16 protein-coding genes and 1 riboswitch are annotated in these 15,098 nt (G+C 72.5%); of the genes, 6 read left to right on the forward strand and 10 right to left on the reverse strand.

Annotated elements, in window-relative coordinates:
• Together OOK34_RS07695 and OOK34_RS07700 are read left to right on the forward strand one after the other, a co-directional pair.
• Positions 1–426, forward strand: a complete 426-nt coding sequence (locus tag OOK34_RS07695) for a thiol-disulfide oxidoreductase DCC family protein (RefSeq protein ID WP_267033124.1) — start codon at positions 1–3, stop codon at positions 424–426.
• An 11-nt stretch (positions 427–437) separates the two neighbouring features.
• Positions 438–1,178, forward strand: coding sequence for a TetR/AcrR family transcriptional regulator (locus OOK34_RS07700; RefSeq protein ID WP_267033125.1), 741 nt, complete (start codon positions 438–440; stop codon positions 1,176–1,178).
• A gap of 16 nt (positions 1,179–1,194) precedes the next feature.
• Here OOK34_RS07700 and OOK34_RS07705 read toward each other — a convergent pair whose 3' ends face one another.
• Entirely contained in the window at positions 1,195–2,445 is a 1,251-nt protein-coding gene (locus OOK34_RS07705) for an MFS transporter (protein ID WP_267033126.1), read from the reverse strand.
• A 109-nt stretch (positions 2,446–2,554) separates the two neighbouring features.
• Between OOK34_RS07705 and OOK34_RS07710 the strand changes: the two genes are divergently transcribed.
• The gene (locus OOK34_RS07710; protein ID WP_267033127.1) at positions 2,555–3,082 is read left to right on the forward strand and encodes a MarR family winged helix-turn-helix transcriptional regulator; all 528 of its coding nucleotides are present in this window, start codon (positions 2,555–2,557) and stop codon (positions 3,080–3,082) included.
• Between the two features lie 28 nt (positions 3,083–3,110).
• Here the strand turns inward: OOK34_RS07710 and OOK34_RS07715 are convergent, their stop codons facing one another.
• Both OOK34_RS07715 and OOK34_RS07720 read right to left on the reverse strand, forming a co-directional pair.
• A complete protein-coding gene (locus OOK34_RS07715; protein WP_267033128.1) occupies positions 3,111–4,454 on the reverse strand; it encodes a metallophosphoesterase in 1,344 nt (447 codons plus the stop codon).
• Positions 4,451–4,696 carry an SCO4848 family membrane protein gene (locus tag OOK34_RS07720; protein WP_267033129.1) on the reverse strand — a complete coding sequence of 82 codons (246 nt, stop codon included), beginning with the start codon at positions 4,694–4,696 and terminating at the stop codon, positions 4,451–4,453. The genes OOK34_RS07715 and OOK34_RS07720 overlap by 4 nt, the downstream gene beginning before the upstream one ends.
• A 121-nt stretch (positions 4,697–4,817) precedes the next feature.
• Between OOK34_RS07720 and OOK34_RS07725 the strand changes: the two genes are divergently transcribed.
• Positions 4,818–6,071: a D-alanyl-D-alanine carboxypeptidase family protein gene (locus OOK34_RS07725; protein ID WP_267033130.1), complete on the forward strand. Its 1,254-nt coding sequence runs from the start codon at positions 4,818–4,820 to the stop codon at positions 6,069–6,071.
• A 58-nt stretch (positions 6,072–6,129) separates the two neighbouring features.
• Here the strand turns inward: OOK34_RS07725 and OOK34_RS07730 are convergent, their stop codons facing one another.
• From OOK34_RS07730 to glyA, 5 genes are all read right to left on the reverse strand, one after another.
• Positions 6,130–6,810, reverse strand: a complete 681-nt coding sequence (locus OOK34_RS07730) for a hypothetical protein (RefSeq protein WP_267033131.1) — start codon at positions 6,808–6,810, stop codon at positions 6,130–6,132.
• A gap of 141 nt (positions 6,811–6,951) precedes the next feature.
• Complete coding sequence (locus OOK34_RS07735) at positions 6,952–7,845, reverse strand: YihY/virulence factor BrkB family protein (RefSeq protein WP_267033132.1); 894 nt, start codon at positions 7,843–7,845, stop codon at positions 6,952–6,954.
• Positions 7,846–8,026: 181 nt separating this feature from the next.
• Positions 8,027–8,611: a 2'-5' RNA ligase family protein gene (locus tag OOK34_RS07740; RefSeq protein ID WP_267033133.1), complete on the reverse strand. Its 585-nt coding sequence runs from the start codon at positions 8,609–8,611 to the stop codon at positions 8,027–8,029.
• Positions 8,612–8,694: 83 nt separating this feature from the next.
• Positions 8,695–9,708: a tryptophan--tRNA ligase gene (trpS, locus tag OOK34_RS07745; RefSeq protein WP_267033134.1), complete on the reverse strand. Its 1,014-nt coding sequence runs from the start codon at positions 9,706–9,708 to the stop codon at positions 8,695–8,697.
• Positions 9,709–10,161: 453 nt separating this feature from the next.
• Positions 10,162–11,430 carry a serine hydroxymethyltransferase gene (glyA, locus tag OOK34_RS07750; protein WP_267033135.1) on the reverse strand — a complete coding sequence of 423 codons (1,269 nt, stop codon included), beginning with the start codon at positions 11,428–11,430 and terminating at the stop codon, positions 10,162–10,164.
• A 35-nt stretch (positions 11,431–11,465) separates the two neighbouring features.
• Positions 11,466–11,556, reverse strand: a riboswitch (ZMP/ZTP riboswitch).
• Between the two features lie 117 nt (positions 11,557–11,673).
• On the opposite strand from glyA, the gene rocD reads away from it, so the two are divergent.
• Together rocD and OOK34_RS07760 are read left to right on the forward strand one after the other, a co-directional pair.
• Positions 11,674–12,879, forward strand: a complete 1,206-nt coding sequence (gene rocD / locus OOK34_RS07755; RefSeq protein WP_267033136.1) for an ornithine--oxo-acid transaminase — start codon at positions 11,674–11,676, stop codon at positions 12,877–12,879.
• Positions 12,880–13,006: 127 nt separating this feature from the next.
• Positions 13,007–13,570, forward strand: coding sequence for a hypothetical protein (locus OOK34_RS07760; RefSeq protein ID WP_267033137.1), 564 nt, complete (start codon positions 13,007–13,009; stop codon positions 13,568–13,570).
• On the opposite strand, the gene OOK34_RS07765 is transcribed toward OOK34_RS07760, so the two are convergent.
• Together OOK34_RS07765 and OOK34_RS07770 are read right to left on the reverse strand one after the other, a co-directional pair.
• Positions 13,560–14,756, reverse strand: a complete 1,197-nt coding sequence (locus OOK34_RS07765; protein ID WP_267033138.1) for a glutathionylspermidine synthase family protein — start codon at positions 14,754–14,756, stop codon at positions 13,560–13,562. The genes OOK34_RS07760 and OOK34_RS07765 overlap by 11 nt on opposite strands.
• Positions 14,757–14,762: 6 nt before the next feature.
• Entirely contained in the window at positions 14,763–15,065 is a 303-nt protein-coding gene (locus tag OOK34_RS07770; RefSeq protein ID WP_267033139.1) for a hypothetical protein, read from the reverse strand.
• Positions 15,066–15,098: the final 33 nt, after the last annotated feature.

Raw genomic sequence — 15,098 nt, forward strand, 5'->3', positions numbered from 1 at the left:
GTGGCGCCGACGGCGCAGGCCACCCGGTACCTGACCGTCCTCTACGACGCGGACTGCCCGGTGTGCGTGCACATCCGCCACTGGCTGCTCGGACAGCGCCAGCTGGTGCGGCTGGTGATGGTGCCGGCCGCCTCCTTCCAGGCCCGGCAGCGGTTCCCGCGGCTGGACCACACGGCCACCCTCCGCGAGATCACCGTGATCGGCGACCGGGGGCAGGTGTGGACCGGGACGGACGCCTTCATCGTGTGCCTGTGGGCACTGGCCGAGCACCGGCCGAAGGCCAACTGGCTGGCCACACCGGCCGGTCGGCCCTTCGCCAGGGCGGCCATGTACACGGCCGCCGCCGTCCGGCACGCGGTCCGTACCGGTTCCGAAGCGGAGCCCGGAGAACCGGCCTGTGACGAGCAGTGCGCGGCACCCCGATAAGGTCGGACACCGTGACAGATCAGAAGGCGCCCAAGAGCGAGCAGACCCGCACGCTCATCCTCGAAACCGCGCTCCGGCTCTTCCAGGAGCGCGGGTTCGACAAGACGACCATGCGGGGCATCGCCAAGGAGGCAGGGGTCTCGGTCGGCAACGCGTACTACTACTTCGAGTCGAAGGAACACCTGGTCCAGGGCTTCTACGACCGGATCGGCGCCGCCCATCAGGCGGCGGTCCGGCCGATCCTGGACCAGGAGACCGATCTCCAGAAGCGGCTCGCCGGTGTACTGACGACCTGGATGGACATCGCCGAGCCGTACCACGAGTTCGCCTCGCAGTTCTTCAAGAACGCGGCGGACCCGGAGAGCCCGCTCAGCCCCTTCTCGGTGGAATCGGAGCCGGCGCGCAAGGCGGCCATCGACATCCACCGCGAGGTGCTGGCCGGGGCGAAGACCAAGGTCCCGGCCGAACTGGCGGACGTACTGCCGGAGCTGATGTGGCTCTCGCAGATGGGCCTGGTCCTGTACTGGGTCTTCGACCGCTCGCCGAACAGCGAGAAGACGCGGCGGCTCGCCGAGCGCGGTGCGCAACTGACCACGCGGGGCATCGTGCTGGCCCGCTTCCGGGTGCTGCGGCCGCTGGTGCGCGAAGTGCACGAGCTGTTCGCGGACTTCCTGCCGGGCATGGCCCAGACGGCGGCCTCGCGCGCCGGCAAGCGGGCCTCGGACCCGGACCCGGCCCCCGGCGAGGAGTGAGCGGCTCCCGCGCCGCTCAGCCCAGGACCAGCAGGGCGGCGACGGCCGGGCCGAAGGCGCCGCCGAGCTGGTAGCAGAGGGTGAACAGGCCGATGGCGCTGGGCCGCTGGGCCTCATCGGGGGCGTCGGCCACGGCGTGGGTGGACAGGATGGCGTTGGCGGCGCCGGCGGTGAACACACCCGCCGCGGTGGCCGCCAGCAGCAGCGGGCCCGAGGTGGCCAGGAGCCCGGCGAGCGCGGCGAGGGCGCCGGTCCCGACGAGGACGGTACGGACCACCGTGCGGCTCATGCGGGTCGAGGCGGCGGCGAGCAGCCAGGACAGCGCGGACCCGGCGAGCAGGGCGACCAGCTGCCCGGTCCCGGCGGAGGCGGTGTCCCATCCGGCGCGGTCGGCGAGCAGCCGGGGCACCGAGAAGAGCAGGGTGAAGTAGGAGGCCGACAGGGCCAGCGCGAGCAGCGACGAGACCACGAACCCGGGCCGGCGCAGCAGCGCGGCGGGCACGAACCCGTCGGGGCGCCGGCGTACGTGCCCGGTGAGCAGCACCGCGGCGACCAGGGCCCCGGCGAGGGCGGCGAGCGGCGCGGTCGGCAGCAGGACCAGGGCGGTGGCGAGCGCGGTCAGCAGGGCGGCGCCGCGGCCGTCGAAGCGGCCGGGGGCGGGCGGGGTTCCCGCGCCGGCGCGGCGGATGACGGCGGGCACGGCCAGCAGGGAGACGGCCTGGACGGCGAGCGCGATCCGCCAGGAGGCGCCGTCCGCGAGGGCCCGGCCGAGCAGGGGTCCGGCCGCGCCGAGCATGCCGAAGCCCGCGCTGATGACGCCCATGCGGCGGGCGGTTCCGGCGAGGCTGATCGCGGCCGCCACCAGCCCGGCGCCGCCGGCGGCCTGGGCGCAGCGGCCGAGCAGGGTGAGCGGGAGCCAGGGGGAGGCGGCCACCAGCAGGGTGCCGGCCAGGACCAGCACGGTGGCGAGGCGCAGCACCGCGGCGAGGCCCCGGCGGCGCAGGAGTCCGGCGAGCAGCGGGGTGCCGACGGCGATGGCCCAGCCGAAGCCGGTGAGGAGCCAGGCGGCGCCGGCGGTGGTGACGCCGAGGGAGCCGGCCATGTCGGGGAGGATCAGCACCGGCGCGTTGGCCCCGGCGGCGATGGGGGTGGCCAGCAGGGCGAGCCACAGGACGGGGACGGGCCCGCGCTGCGGGGTGGCGGCGGCCCTGCCGGAGCCGCTGCCGTTGATCGTGGTGGCGGTGGTGGCGCTGGTGGTGACGGTCATGGACGGCCCGCTCCCCTTCACTTCTCAACCTTGACAATCTCAACGTTGAGATAAAATCACCCGGAGTGCTTCAACGTCAAGTGTCTTAACGTTGAGGTATCCTGAGGGCATGGAAAAGGGCATGGAAAAGGACACGGTGGCCACGTTCATCGGCCAGTGGGAGGCGGAGCGCCCCGACCTCACGGAGGCACTGCGGCCCGTCGAGGTACTGGCCCGGATCCAGCGGATGACCCGGATCATCGACAAGCAGCTCAAGGCCTTCATGGCCGAACGCGGCCTGGAGGTCGGCGAGTTCGACGTACTGGCCAGCCTGCGCCGGTCAGGCCCGCCGTACGCGCTGACCGCCGGCGCCCTGATCCCGGCCGCCATGGTCACCTCGGGCGCGATCACCAACCGGATCGACCGGCTGGAGGCCAAGGGCCTGGTCGAGCGGGTCCGCGACGAGGTCGACCGCCGCTCGGTGCGGATCCGCCTGACGGAGCAGGGCCTCGCGGTGAGCGGGGCCGTCATGGAGGAGCACCTCAGGCACTACGCGCGGCTGCTCGCCCCGCTGGACCCGGACACCGCCTCCGTGGTCGCCGAGGCGCTGCGCACCCTGCTGCTGGCCCACGGGGACACAGTCCGGGCGGGCGGGTGACCTCGGTCGCGCCGCGCCGGCCCGCCGGTCAGGCCTGGTACGAGGCCAGTTCGACGACGGTGATGTCGGACGGCGCGCCGACCCGGACCGGCGGGCCCCAGGCGCCCGCGCCCCGGGACACGTAGAGCTGGGTGTCCCCGTACCGCTCCAGGCCCGCGACGGTCGGATTCGCCAGCTCGGCCAGGTACTTGCCGGGCCACAGCTGGCCGCCGTGGGTGTGGCCGGAGAGCTGGAGGTCCACGCCGTGGCGGACGGCGTCGTCGATCACGATGGGCTGGTGGGCGAGGAGTACGGAGGCGCGCGAGCGGTCGCGGTCCCCCAGGGCCGCCTGGAAGTCGGGGCCGTGGCCCTCGCTCTCCCCCTGGATGTCGTTGACCCCGGCGAGGTCGAAGTGCGGCAGCTCGCGGCGGGCGTTCTCCAGCGGGGTGAGGCCGAGTTCGCGGACGTGGTCGACCCACTGCTGGGCGCCGGAGAAGTACTCGTGGTTGCCGGTGACGAAGTAGCTGCCGAGGCGGGCGCGGAGCTCGCGCAGGGGCTCGGCGGCGGGGCCGAGGTCGTGGACGTCGCCGTCCACGAGGTCGCCGACGATGGCGATGAGGTCGGGCTGAGTGCGGTTGACGGTGTCGACGATGCGCCGGGTGTGGGCGCGGCCCAGGACCGGGCCGAGGTGGACGTCGCTGACGACGGCGATCCGGAACCCGTGCGCCGCGCGGGGCAGCCGGGCGAGGGGGACCTGGACCCGCTTGACGCGCGGACCGCGGAGCACTCCGTAGGTACCGGTCCCGACGGTCAGCCCGGCCGCGGCCACGGCCGCCCCGCCGAGCGTGCGCGCGACGAACACCCGCCGGCTGACTCCGCCGTCCTGCGGGGCGGGGCCCTGCGGGCCCGCTCCCCCACCCGCCCCTTCCCGCAGCCGGGGCTCCGCACCCGCACCGCCACCTGCGGGGACGGCGAATTCCAGCCCGTCCGGCCCTTGAGGAGCGGGGCCCGGGGCCGCAGGGGCCGCGGCTTCCAGCTCCTCCAGCTCCTCCGGCTCCCGAGGAGCCCGGGGCGCGGGAAGCCGGCGGAGCCAGAGGCGGCGGACCGGCTCCGCCACCACCATGGCCAGGGTCAGGTACAGCAGCACCGCGAGCCACATGTACCCCGGCCACGAAACCAGCTGCTGGAGCCAGAACGGGGCACCCGCCCGGCCGGCGGTCAGCGCGGCCAGTGCCAGCAGCGGGAGCGCGAAGGCCAGGACGGTGCCCGCCCGCCGCACCGGCCCGCCCGCGCGGGTCGTGTCACGGACCAGCCGGACCCACAGCCACCGGTGGACCAGCGCCAGCAGCGCCAGTACCGCCACCACAGCAACAATCGCCACAAATACGGTCATCGTGATTCCCGCCGCAGAGCCCGGACACTACGCAACCCGATCACACCAACGGCCGTCCCCAGGAGAAAGGACGACACCGCCAGGAGAAGGTGGACCCAGAAGTAGGCCGTAGGGTCCCCGGCCTCGTCGAAAGCCAGGCCACTGCCGTTCTTCCACAGGTTCCGGACGAAGGACACCCAGATGAACCAGCTCCACACTCCGAAGCAGAGCAGGAACCAGGAGGCGGTGCGGCTGAGTTTCATGTCCCCAGTATCGGATTCGTCCCCAGGACGGACGCGCCGGGGTGGGCCGTCCCGGGGGTGGTTGGGCCCGGTTGGCCGGTCCCGGACGTCCGGCAGTCCATCGGGATGTACGTTCACCTGCGTGTCTGCCAAGAAGACCGCGCTGACGGTCCTTTCCGCCGCGCTGCTGGTTCCAGCGATGCTCGTGGTCCCCGCGAGCGCCGCGCCGACCCCGCCCCCGCCGGCCGACGGGAAGGGGCAGCCCCCGAAGGCACCGAACGCCCCCGCACCGCCCGCCTCGATGTCCACGGTCGGCGGCGCCCGCCTCGGGCAGCCCGGAACCCAGGTGAACCCGCTGCCCGGCGCGCCCGCCCTGCCGGCCGATCTCAGCGGCCGCTCCTGGATCGTGGCGGACGCCGAGACCGGCGAGGTCCTCGCGGCGCACAACGCCCACTGGCGGCTGCCCCCGGCCTCCACCATGAAGATGCTGTTCGCCGACACGGTCCTGCCCAGCCTCCCCAAGGACCAGGTGCACAGGGTGTCCGAGCAGGAGATCGACGGCGTCGGCGCCGGCAGCAGCCTGGTGGGGGTGAAGGAGGACCAGGAGTACAGCGTCCACGACCTGTGGCTCGGCGTGTTCCTGCGCTCCGGGAACGACGCGGTGCACGTCCTTTCGGCCATGAACGGCGGGGTCGACAAGACCGTCAAGGACATGCAGGCGCACGCCGAGGAGCTCCAGGCCCTCGACACGCACGTGGTGTCCCCGGACGGCTACGACGCCCCCGAGCAGGTGTCGAGCGCGTACGACCTCACCCTCGTCGCCCGCTCCGGGCTGCAGAAGCAGGACTTCCGGGAGTACTGCGGCACGGCCGAGGCGAAGTTCCCCGGCAGGCAGGAGGCGGGGAGGCCCCGCGAGTACTTCGAGATCCAGAACACCAACCGGCTGATGACCGGCGCGGGCGGCATCCCCCCGTACAAGGGCATCGCCGGGGTGAAGAACGGCAACACCACCATGGCCGGCTCCACCTTCACCGGCGCGGCCCAGCGCGGGGACAAGAAACTGCTGGTGACGGTGATGAACCCGGACGACGGCGGGGCGAACTCGGTCTACGAGGAGACCGCCGAGCTCTTCGACTGGGGTTTCGCGGCGGCCGGGAAGGTCAAGCCGGTGGGCGAGCTGGTGCCGCCGAAGAGCGCGGACACCTCCCCGCTCGGCTCCCCCGCCAAGTCGCACGAGAAGGACGGGCCGTCGGCGGGCGGCGGCGCCTCCGGCAGCAGCGGGCTCGGCACGGCGCTCGGCATCGCGGGCGGGGCGATGGCCGTCCTGGCGGGCGGGGCCTTCGTGGTGAACCGCCGCTGGCCGCGCGGCCGCCGGGGCCCCGGCGCCGGCAGCTAGGGCCTGGCGGCAGGCCTCGCGGCGAGCCGGGGTCCGCTCGCCGCGAGGCAGCCGGTCGTCACACCGCGCACTGGTGCTGCTCGGCCTGCCGCGCGAGCTCGCTGCGCTCCCGGCGGGCCGCGTCCGCCTCCTCGCGCACCTTGTCGAGACGCTCCTCCAGCTGGGCGACCCGCTCGCGGTAGCGCTCCAGCTCGGCGCGCACGAACTCGACGTCGGCCACCTGCCTCGCGGCCTCCTGGCGGATCTTCTCCGCCTGCGCCTCGAACCGCTGCTCGGCCTCGTCCAGTTGGGCGACGGCCATGTCCGCGGCCTCCTCCGCCAGCGCGGTGCGCTGCTCGGCGTCCAGGGTCCGCTGGGCCGCCGCCCTGGTCACCGTATCGATGCGCGCCTCGGCGGCGGCCGAGTCCGTGATGATGGCCAGTTCCTCGATGTAGCCGGGCAGCTCCGTGGCCAGCCGGGAGATGAGCGCCACGAGGTCGTCGCGGGCGCCGGAGGCGTCCTTGCCCTCCATCGCGGTCTCCATGGCGGCGTCCGCCGCCTTGGCCGCCTTCTTGGCTTCGGCCGCCTGGCGCTTCTCGTCCTTGCGCTGCTGCCGCTTGGCACGGAACTTGCGGAACGCCCCCAGCGCGTTGTGGTCGGGGTGAGCGCAGTAGCGGGGCGCGGGGTTGCCGGGCGTCGGCGCCTCGGGGTGGTTCGTGCACTCCGGGTAAGCGCAGAGGGGAAGCGTCTCGACCGTCATTTTTCCGCCTTCTAGTGAAATTTCGGGTTCGTCGGAGTCGAACCGGCATCCGGCACGGCTCGCGCCGACCAGTCGCACACGGGGATCTGACGAACACGCTAGAGGGGACTGGGTACTTGTGGGCGTCCGGAGGAGGGGGCGTCAGGATTCGGTAAGATCGGCGGCCGCCTCCCCCTCGGCCGTGTCCTCGTCGCGGGTGGCCGTCCAGGCGGCGCAGAAGAGGAGCAGGCGCGCCGTGAAGCTGATCCACAGCAGCAGGGCGATCGGCACGCCGAAGGCCCCGTACATGCTCTTGCCCGCGACCTCCCTCATATAGCCGCTGAGCAGCAGCTTCAGCAGCTCGAAGCCCGCCGCGCCCAGCAGCGCCGCCTGGATCAGGCGGCCGCGCGGCGGGTCGACGCCGGGCAGCAGGGACAGGACGTAGAGGAGGAGCAGGAAGGCCGCCAGGACGCCGACGAGGAAGGCCGCGGTGCGCAGCAGCGCCCCGCCCGCGCCCTCGCGCGGGATGCCGAGCAGCTCGCCGAACTTGCCGACCGCGCTGGCTCCGATGATCGACGCGGCGGCCGAGCCGAGGCCCGCGCCGCCGAGGCCGAGGAGGACGAGGGCGTCCTTGCCCTTGCGCAGGAACGGATTGCCCTGGTCCTCGTCGTCCTTCTCCCAGACGGCACGCAGGCAGTCGCGCATCGAGCCGACCCAGCCGATGCCGGTGAAGAGGAGGACGGCGCCGGCGACGAGGCCGACCGTGCCGGCGTTGGCGACGAGCCCCTCGAGGTCGAGCTGGTCGGAGATGCCGGGGACCTGTTCGGCGAGGTTGCGCTGGAGCTTGTCCAGCTGCTCCTGGCTGAGCAGGGCGGCGCCGACGGCGGCGGCCACCGTGATCAGCGGGAAGAGCGCGAGGAAGCTGATGAAGGTGATCGCGGCGGCCAGGCGGGTCCAGTGCACGCGCTCGAGGCGCTCGTAGGAACGCCACGCGTGGGTCCGCATCAGGGCGGAGGCCGTCGGCCCGACCACCGGGAGTTTCTTCAGCCAGTCCATGGGGCCACCGTAAATGAGCTGCTGGAAATAGCCGGGATTGCGGCTTTTGGGCACTACGGTCGTCGATTGTGACTTTTCGCCCTACGGCCCGTCCCGTGACCCGCCCCGCGGCCCGCCCGTTCCACACGCTGGTCCTGCGCGGGCTGCGGTTCCGTGCCCGCCAGGTCCTGGGGCTCCTGCGTCAGGAGCGCCGCGCCGCCGTGTTGCCCACCGGTCCCGGCTGTGCGGGGACGCCGGCCGTGCCCGCGCCGAAAGGGTATTCGCGCAGTTTGCGCCAGACCCCGTCCGAGCCCTGCTCGTAGAGGGCGAAGCCCTCGCACATCCAGGTGGCGGCGTAGTCGGCGAGCTCGGTGAAGGCCCGGTCCATCGCCTCCTCGGAGATCCCGTGGGCGACCGTGACGTGCGGGTGGTACGGGAACGCCAGCTCGCGGGCGAGCGGCCCCTCGGGGTCGCGGACCCGGCCCTGGAGGCGGGTGCAGCCCGGGGTGCCCTCGGCGAGCTGGACGAAGACGACCGGCGAGAGGGGCCGGAAGGTTCCCGTCCCCTCCAGGCGCATCGGAAAGGCGCGGAAGGTCCGCGCGACCTCCGCCAGGTGGGCGCGGATCGCCGGCAGCCGGTCCGCCTCCACCTCGGTGGGCGGTACGAGGGTGACGTGCGTGGGGATGCCGTACGCGGCGGCGTCCCCGAAGCCGGCGCGCAGCTCCTGGAGCTGGCGGCCGTACGGCTCCGGGACCGCGATCGAAACGCCGAGCGTTACGGTCCCCACGTGTGTCTCCTCCGTGTGTGTACGAGGTGCTGCCGCATCAGTGTGGCGGCAGCACCCCCTCGGCCGCCAGGGGCCTCGGTCCGTCAGTGCTTCGCGGGCAGGAACCCGAGCCGGTCGTAGGCCTGCGCCAGGGTCTCGGCGGCGACCGCCCGGGCCTTCTCCGCGCCCTTGGCCAGCAAGGAGTCCAGGGTCTCCGGGTCGTCCAGGTACTCCTGGGTGCGCTGCTTGAAGGGTGTGACGAAATCGACCATCACGCCGGCCAGGTCGGTCTTCAGCGCGCCGTACCCCTTGCCCTCGTAGCGGGCCTCCAGGGCCGGGATCGACTCGCCCGTGAGGGTGGAGTAGATCGTGAGCAGGTTGCTGACGCCGGGCTTGTTCGCGGTGTCGAAGCGGATCTCGGCCTCGGTGTCGGTGACCGCGCTCTTGATCTTCTTCTCGGTGACCTTGGGCTCGTCGAGGAGGTTGATCAGGCCCTTGGGGGAGGACGCGGACTTCGACATCTTGATCGAGGGGTCCTGGAGGTCGTAGATCTTCGCGACCTCCTTGACGATGTGCGCCGCCGGGAGGGTGAAGGTCTGCCCGAACCGCTGGTTGAAGCGCTCGGCCAGGTCGCGGGTCAGCTCGATGTGCTGGCGCTGGTCCTCGCCGACCGGGACGGCGTTCGCCTGGTAGAGGAGGATGTCGGCGACCTGGAGGATCGGGTACGTGAACAGGCCGACGGTGGCGTTGTTCGCACCCTGCTTGGCGGACTTGTCCTTGAACTGGGTCATCCGGCTGGCCTCGCCGAAGCCGGTGATGCAGTTCATGACCCAGCCGAGCTGCGCGTGCTCCGGGACGTGGCTCTGGATGAAGAGCGTGCAGCGCTCGGGGTCCAGGCCGGCGGCGAGGAGCTGCGCAGCGGAGAGGCGGGTGTTCGCGCGCAGTTCCTTCGGATCCTGCGGCATGGTGATCGCGTGCAGGTCGACGACCATGTAGAAGGCGTCGTGCGTCTCCTGTAGGGCGACGTACTGGCGGATGGCTCCGAGGTAGTTCCCGAGGTGGAACGAGCCGGAGGTGGGCTGGATGCCGGAGAGCGCGCGAGGACGATCAGAAGCCATGGCTTCATTCTCTCAGGTGCGGGGGCGGGCTCGGGCCCGCCGCTGGCCGGAACCTTCCGCGGGTCCCGGCCCGCGCCCGTGCCGCCGCCGGGCCCGTGCCCGCGTACCGGGCAGTAGCGGGGCGGCCGGATCCCGCCCCGGCCGAGCGACCGATTTTTGACGGCCTCCGGTCGCCGGGTGCGGGGGGTGGGCCGCTGCGCGGAGCTGTCCCCTACCCGCCCTTCCACCGTTCCCCGGGGCGCCGCCCGGGCCCCGCGCCTCAAACGCCGGCGAGGCTGGATGTGGCCGAGCCGCAGTCGCACGTGCAGCCCGTTCCGGCCCCGCCGGCGTCTCCCGGCGGGCTGGTTGCCGCGCAGCGGCATATCCAGCCTCGCCTGGGGGCACCTCCCAGCGGTAGCTGGGGGAGTTTGAGGCGCGGGGTCCGGGGCGGAGCCCCAGGAGCGGCGCCGCGGGTCAGGACAGGGGGAGGCCCGGGGCCGGGAAGGCGGCCATCAGGGAGGCGACCTCCGCGCGGATCGCGGCGAGGGCCGGCTCGTCGGCCTTGGCGGCGGCGTCGACCGCGCGGGAGATCCACTCCGCGACCAGCGGCATGTGGGCCACCCCGAGCCCCCGCGAGGTCAGCGACGGCGTACCGATCCGCACCCCCGAGGGATCGAAGGGCTTGCGCGGGTCGAACGGCACCGTGTTGTAGTTCACGACGATGCCCGCGCGGTCCAGCGCCTTGGCGGCGACCTTGCCCGGGACCCCCCGCGAGGTCAGGTCCATCAGGATCAGGTGGTTGTCCGTACCGCCCGAGACGAGGTCGAAGCCCCGGGACAGCAGGGCCTCGGCCAGCGCCTTGGCGTTGGCGACGACCGCGTGGGCGTAGGAGACGAAGGACGGCTGCGCGGCCTCGTGCAGGGCCACCGCGATGCCGGCCGTCGTCTGGTTGTGCGGGCCGCCCTGGAGGCCCGGGAAGACCGCCTTGTCGATGGCCTTCGCGTGCTCCTCCCGGCACATCAGCATCGCGCCGCGCGGGCCCCGCAGCGTCTTGTGCGTGGTCGTGGAGATGACGTCCACGTGCCCGGCCGGGGAGGGGTGGGCCCCGCCCGCGATCAGGCCGGCGATGTGGGCGACGTCCGCGACCAGGACCGAGCCCGCCTCCTTCGCGATCGAGGCGAACGCCTCGAAGTCGATCGTGCGGGGCAGGGCCGTACCGCCGCAGAAGATGACCTTCGGGCGTTCCGCCAGGGCCAGCTCGCGGACGGCGTCGTAGTCGATCAGGCCGCTGTCCTGGCGGACGCCGTACTGCACGCCCCGGAACCAGGAGCCGGTCGCGGAGACCCCCCAGCCGTGCGTCAGGTGCCCGCCCATCGGCAGGGCCATGCCCATCACCGTGTCGCCGGGCTTCGCGAAGGCCAGGTAGACGGCCAGGTTCGCCGGGGAGCCAGAGTAGGGCTGGACGTTCGCGTGGTCCACCCCGAACAGGCCCTTGGCCCGTTCGATGGCCAGCGCCTCGACGCGGTCGATGTTCTGCTGGCCCTCGTAGTAGCGGCGGCCCGGGTAGCCCTCGCTGTACTTGTTCTGCAGGACGGTGCCGGAGGCCTCGAGCACGGCGGCGGAGACGTAGTTCTCGCTGGGGATCAGCCGCAGGGTCTCCGCCTGGAGGGTCTCCTCGGCGGAGACGAGCGAGGCGAGCTCGGGGTCGGTGGCGTACAGGGCGGGCTGGCGGTGCGCGGTCATCGCGGCTCCTCCGGGGTCGATGTCAGATCTCGTCCCCGCGAGGCCCAGGCGAGCGGCCCTGTGTGCGGTCGTACGCGCACGACTCCCCCGGAGTTGGTTCTCCGTACGCCAGTCGCCGTGCGTACCGCACACCTTAGCGGGCGCGGCACCGGGCAGGTTTCCGCGTCCAGGATCCGAGCGACGATACAAAGGACGTCACCCACGTCACCCGCGCCACCAGCCAGACGGACGATCGGAGACCCCGTGTCGAGAACTGCTGATGCCATTCGCTCCGCCGACGAACACAGCGCGCACAACTACCACCCCCTGCCGATCGTCGTCTCATCGGCGGACGGAGCGTGGATGACCGACGTGGAGGGGCGCCGGTACCTCGACATGCTCGCCGGGTACTCGGCGCTCAACTTCGGCCACGGCAACCGCCGTCTGCTCGACGCCGCCCGTGACCAGCTGGAACGGGTCACGCTCACCTCGCGCGCCTTCCACCACGACCGCTTCGCCGACTTCTGCGCCCAGCTCGCCGCGCTGTGCGGCAAGGAGATGGTGCTGCCCATGAACACGGGCGCGGAGGCCGTGGAGACGGCGGTGAAGACGGCCCGCAAGTGGGGGTACGAGGTCAAGGGCGTCCCGGACGGGCAGGCAAAGATCGTCGTCGCCGCGAACAACTTCCACGGCCGGACGACGACCATCGTGTCCTTCTCCACCGACCACGAGGCCCGCGACCACTACGGCCCCTACACCCCCGGCTTCGAGATCGTCCCGTACGGGGACCTGACCGCCCTCGACTCCGCCGTCACCGCCAACACCGTGGCCGTGCTGCTGGAGCCGATCCAGGGCGAGGCGGGGGTCCTCGTCCCGCCGGCCGGATACCTGGCCGGCGTACGGGAACTGACGCGCGAACGGAACGTCCTCTTCATGGCGGACGAGATCCAGTCGGGCCTGGGCCGTACCGGGAAGACCTTCGCGTGCGAGCACGAGGGGGTCGTGCCCGACGTGTACGTGCTGGGCAAGGCCCTCGGCGGCGGGGTCGTGCCCGTGTCCGCCGTGGTCGCCGACCGGGACGTGCTCGGGGTGTTCCGGCCGGGCGAGCACGGCTCCACCTTCGGCGGGAACCCGCTCGCCTGCGCCGTCGCCCTGGAGGTGATCGCGATGCTGCGCACCGGCGAGTACCAGCAGCGCGCCGCCGAACTCGGCGACCACCTGCACCGGGAGCTGAACCTGCTGGTCGGCGGGGGCGCGGTGACCGCCGTACGCGGACGCGGGCTGTGGGCGGGCGTGGACATCGCCCCGGGCCACGGGACGGGCCGGGAGATCTCCGAGAAGCTGATGGAGCTCGGGGTCCTGGTGAAGGACACCCACGGGACGACGATCCGCATCGCCCCGCCGCTGGTCATCAGCAAGGAGGACCTGGACTGGGGCCTGGACCAGCTGCGGTCCGTCCTCGCCGGCTGACGGCTCCCGACGGGGGGACGGGCCCTGCGGTGGACACCGGGAGGAGTCCGCCTGAGGATGGGAAGACCCCGTACGGGTGCCCGCCCGGGGTCTTTCCGGGCCCGTCCCTCCGATGGGAGCACCCCCCATGTACCGACGTACCCGACGCGCCGTGGTCTGCGGTGTCGTGGCGTCCTCCGTCGCCTTCGGCGGCGCGGTCGTCCTCGGGCCGGCCGCCGCTGCCGCGGCGGTGCCCGCCGCCAGTTGTACGGTCACCCCCGCCGCGGACGGTCTGTCCGTCGTCATCACCGGCGAGGGCTTCACACCCCCGCGCAGCCTCAACGACGGCGAGTCCACCGAGCCCCTGAACATCGACGCGAACGGCAACTTCCGGCTGAAGCGGTTCCAGAAGAACGTCGACTACACCGTTCTCGCGGTAAACGAGGACCAGGACTTCGTCTTCGTGAACTGCAAGGTCGCGGAGCCCAAGGCCCCGTCCCCCAGCCCGTCCACCGCCCCGTCCACCGGCCCCGCGCAGGACTTCCAGAAGGGCTTCAACGACGGGTACGTGGCCGGCCAGCGGGCGGCCGAGACCTGCCAGCCGACGAAGCCGGACACGAGCCAGCCCCGTTCCGACTCCTACCGGAAGGGATGGACGGCAGGCTTCAACACCGTCTTCAACGAGCTCTGCGAGGCCGGCTCTACAGGATGACGTGCGGCAGGAAGCGGGCGTACTCGTCCGTGACCGGCCCCGCCGACTCCCGGATGCCGAGTCCGGCCGCCTCCTCCTCGACGACCCACGCACCCAGCACCACGCGGTTGCCGTCGAAGTCGGGCAGCGGCGCCAGCGCCTGGAAGACGTACGTCTCCCCCTCCTCCGGGACGAAGGGCTCGCCGCCCTCGCCGGCCTCGTGCAGCGTGACCCCGGCGCCCTCGCGGCCCAGCAGGGGCTTGGCCACGTACCCGCAGGTGTCGGCCAGTTCGCGCGGGCCGTCGAGGTAGGCGGGCAGCAGGTTCGGGTGTTCCGGGAAGAGTTCCCACAGGATCGCCAGCAGCGCCTTGTTGGCGAGCAGCATCTTCCACAGCGGCTCGATCCACACGGTGCTGCCGGAGCCGCCGCCGTGGTCGTAGGTGCCGAGCACCTGCGGGCCGAACTCGTCGGTGGCCAGCCACTCCCACGGGTAGAGCTTGAAGCAGCTGCGGATGAAGCGGAGCTTCTCGTCCACGAAACGGCCCGAGAGGCTGTCCCAGCCGATCGTCTCCACGGACAGCGCGTGGGTCTCCAGCCCGGCCTGCTCGGCGGTCTCCTGGAGGTAGGCGACCGTCATCAGGTCCTCGCCGAGCTCGTCGGTCTCGGAGTGCGCGAAGTGCACCGGGCCGGGCGGCAGCAGCTCGGCCTGGCGGCGCCAGGCCTCGACGAGCCGCTCGTGGAGGGAGTTCCACTGGTCGGCGCCGGGAAAGCGCTCCTCCATCCAGAACCACTGCGGGCTCGCCGCCTCCACGAGGGAGGTCGGCGTGTCGGCGTTGTACTCCAGCAGCTTGGCGGGGCCGCCGGCGCCGTCGTAGCGCAGGTCGAAGCGGCCGTAGAGGGAGGGCTGTTCGGCCCGCCGCCGCCAGGACTCGGCGATCCGCGCCGCCAGCTTCGGGTCGGTGATCCCGAGGTCCGCGAAGCGGTCGTGGTCGACGATGTGCGCCGCCGCGGCCAGGCACATGGCGTGCAGGTCCTCGACGACGTCCTCCAGCGCCTCGACCTCCGGGAGCGTGAAGGAGTAGTACGCGCTCTCGTCCCAGTAGGGGCGCAGGGAGTCGTCGGGGTAGCGGGTGAGGGGATAGATCAGCCCCTGCTCCTCGACGGTCTTCTGCCAGTCGGGCCGCGGTTCGATGGTGTGCCGCTGCATGTGCGCTCAGCCGCCGGAGGAGCCGGAGCTGCTGTGGCCGCCGATGCCGCCGCGGGTGACCGCGGACTTGTCGAAGCTGCCACCGGTCACCTTGCCGTTGGTGACCCGGCCGCCGTAGTAGTACGAGCCGTGGCCGCCGCTCTTGCACTCCTTCATGTTCAGGTGGTCCAGCGTCGAGCGGGAGGCGCAGCGCTTGTCGGGCTCGTCGCTGCTGCCACAGGCCACGAGGGTGGCGGCGAGCAGGCCCATTCCGCCGAGGGCGACCGCGCCGGAGCGCATGCGGCGTCTGTTGGTGTTGCTGGTGTCCATGGGCTGCACCCTAGAGCGGGGGCGCGGGGGTAT

The organism is Streptomyces sp. NBC_00091 (genome assembly GCF_026343185.1).
In the GTDB taxonomy this organism is placed as follows: Bacteria; Actinomycetota; Actinomycetes; order Streptomycetales; family Streptomycetaceae; genus Streptomyces.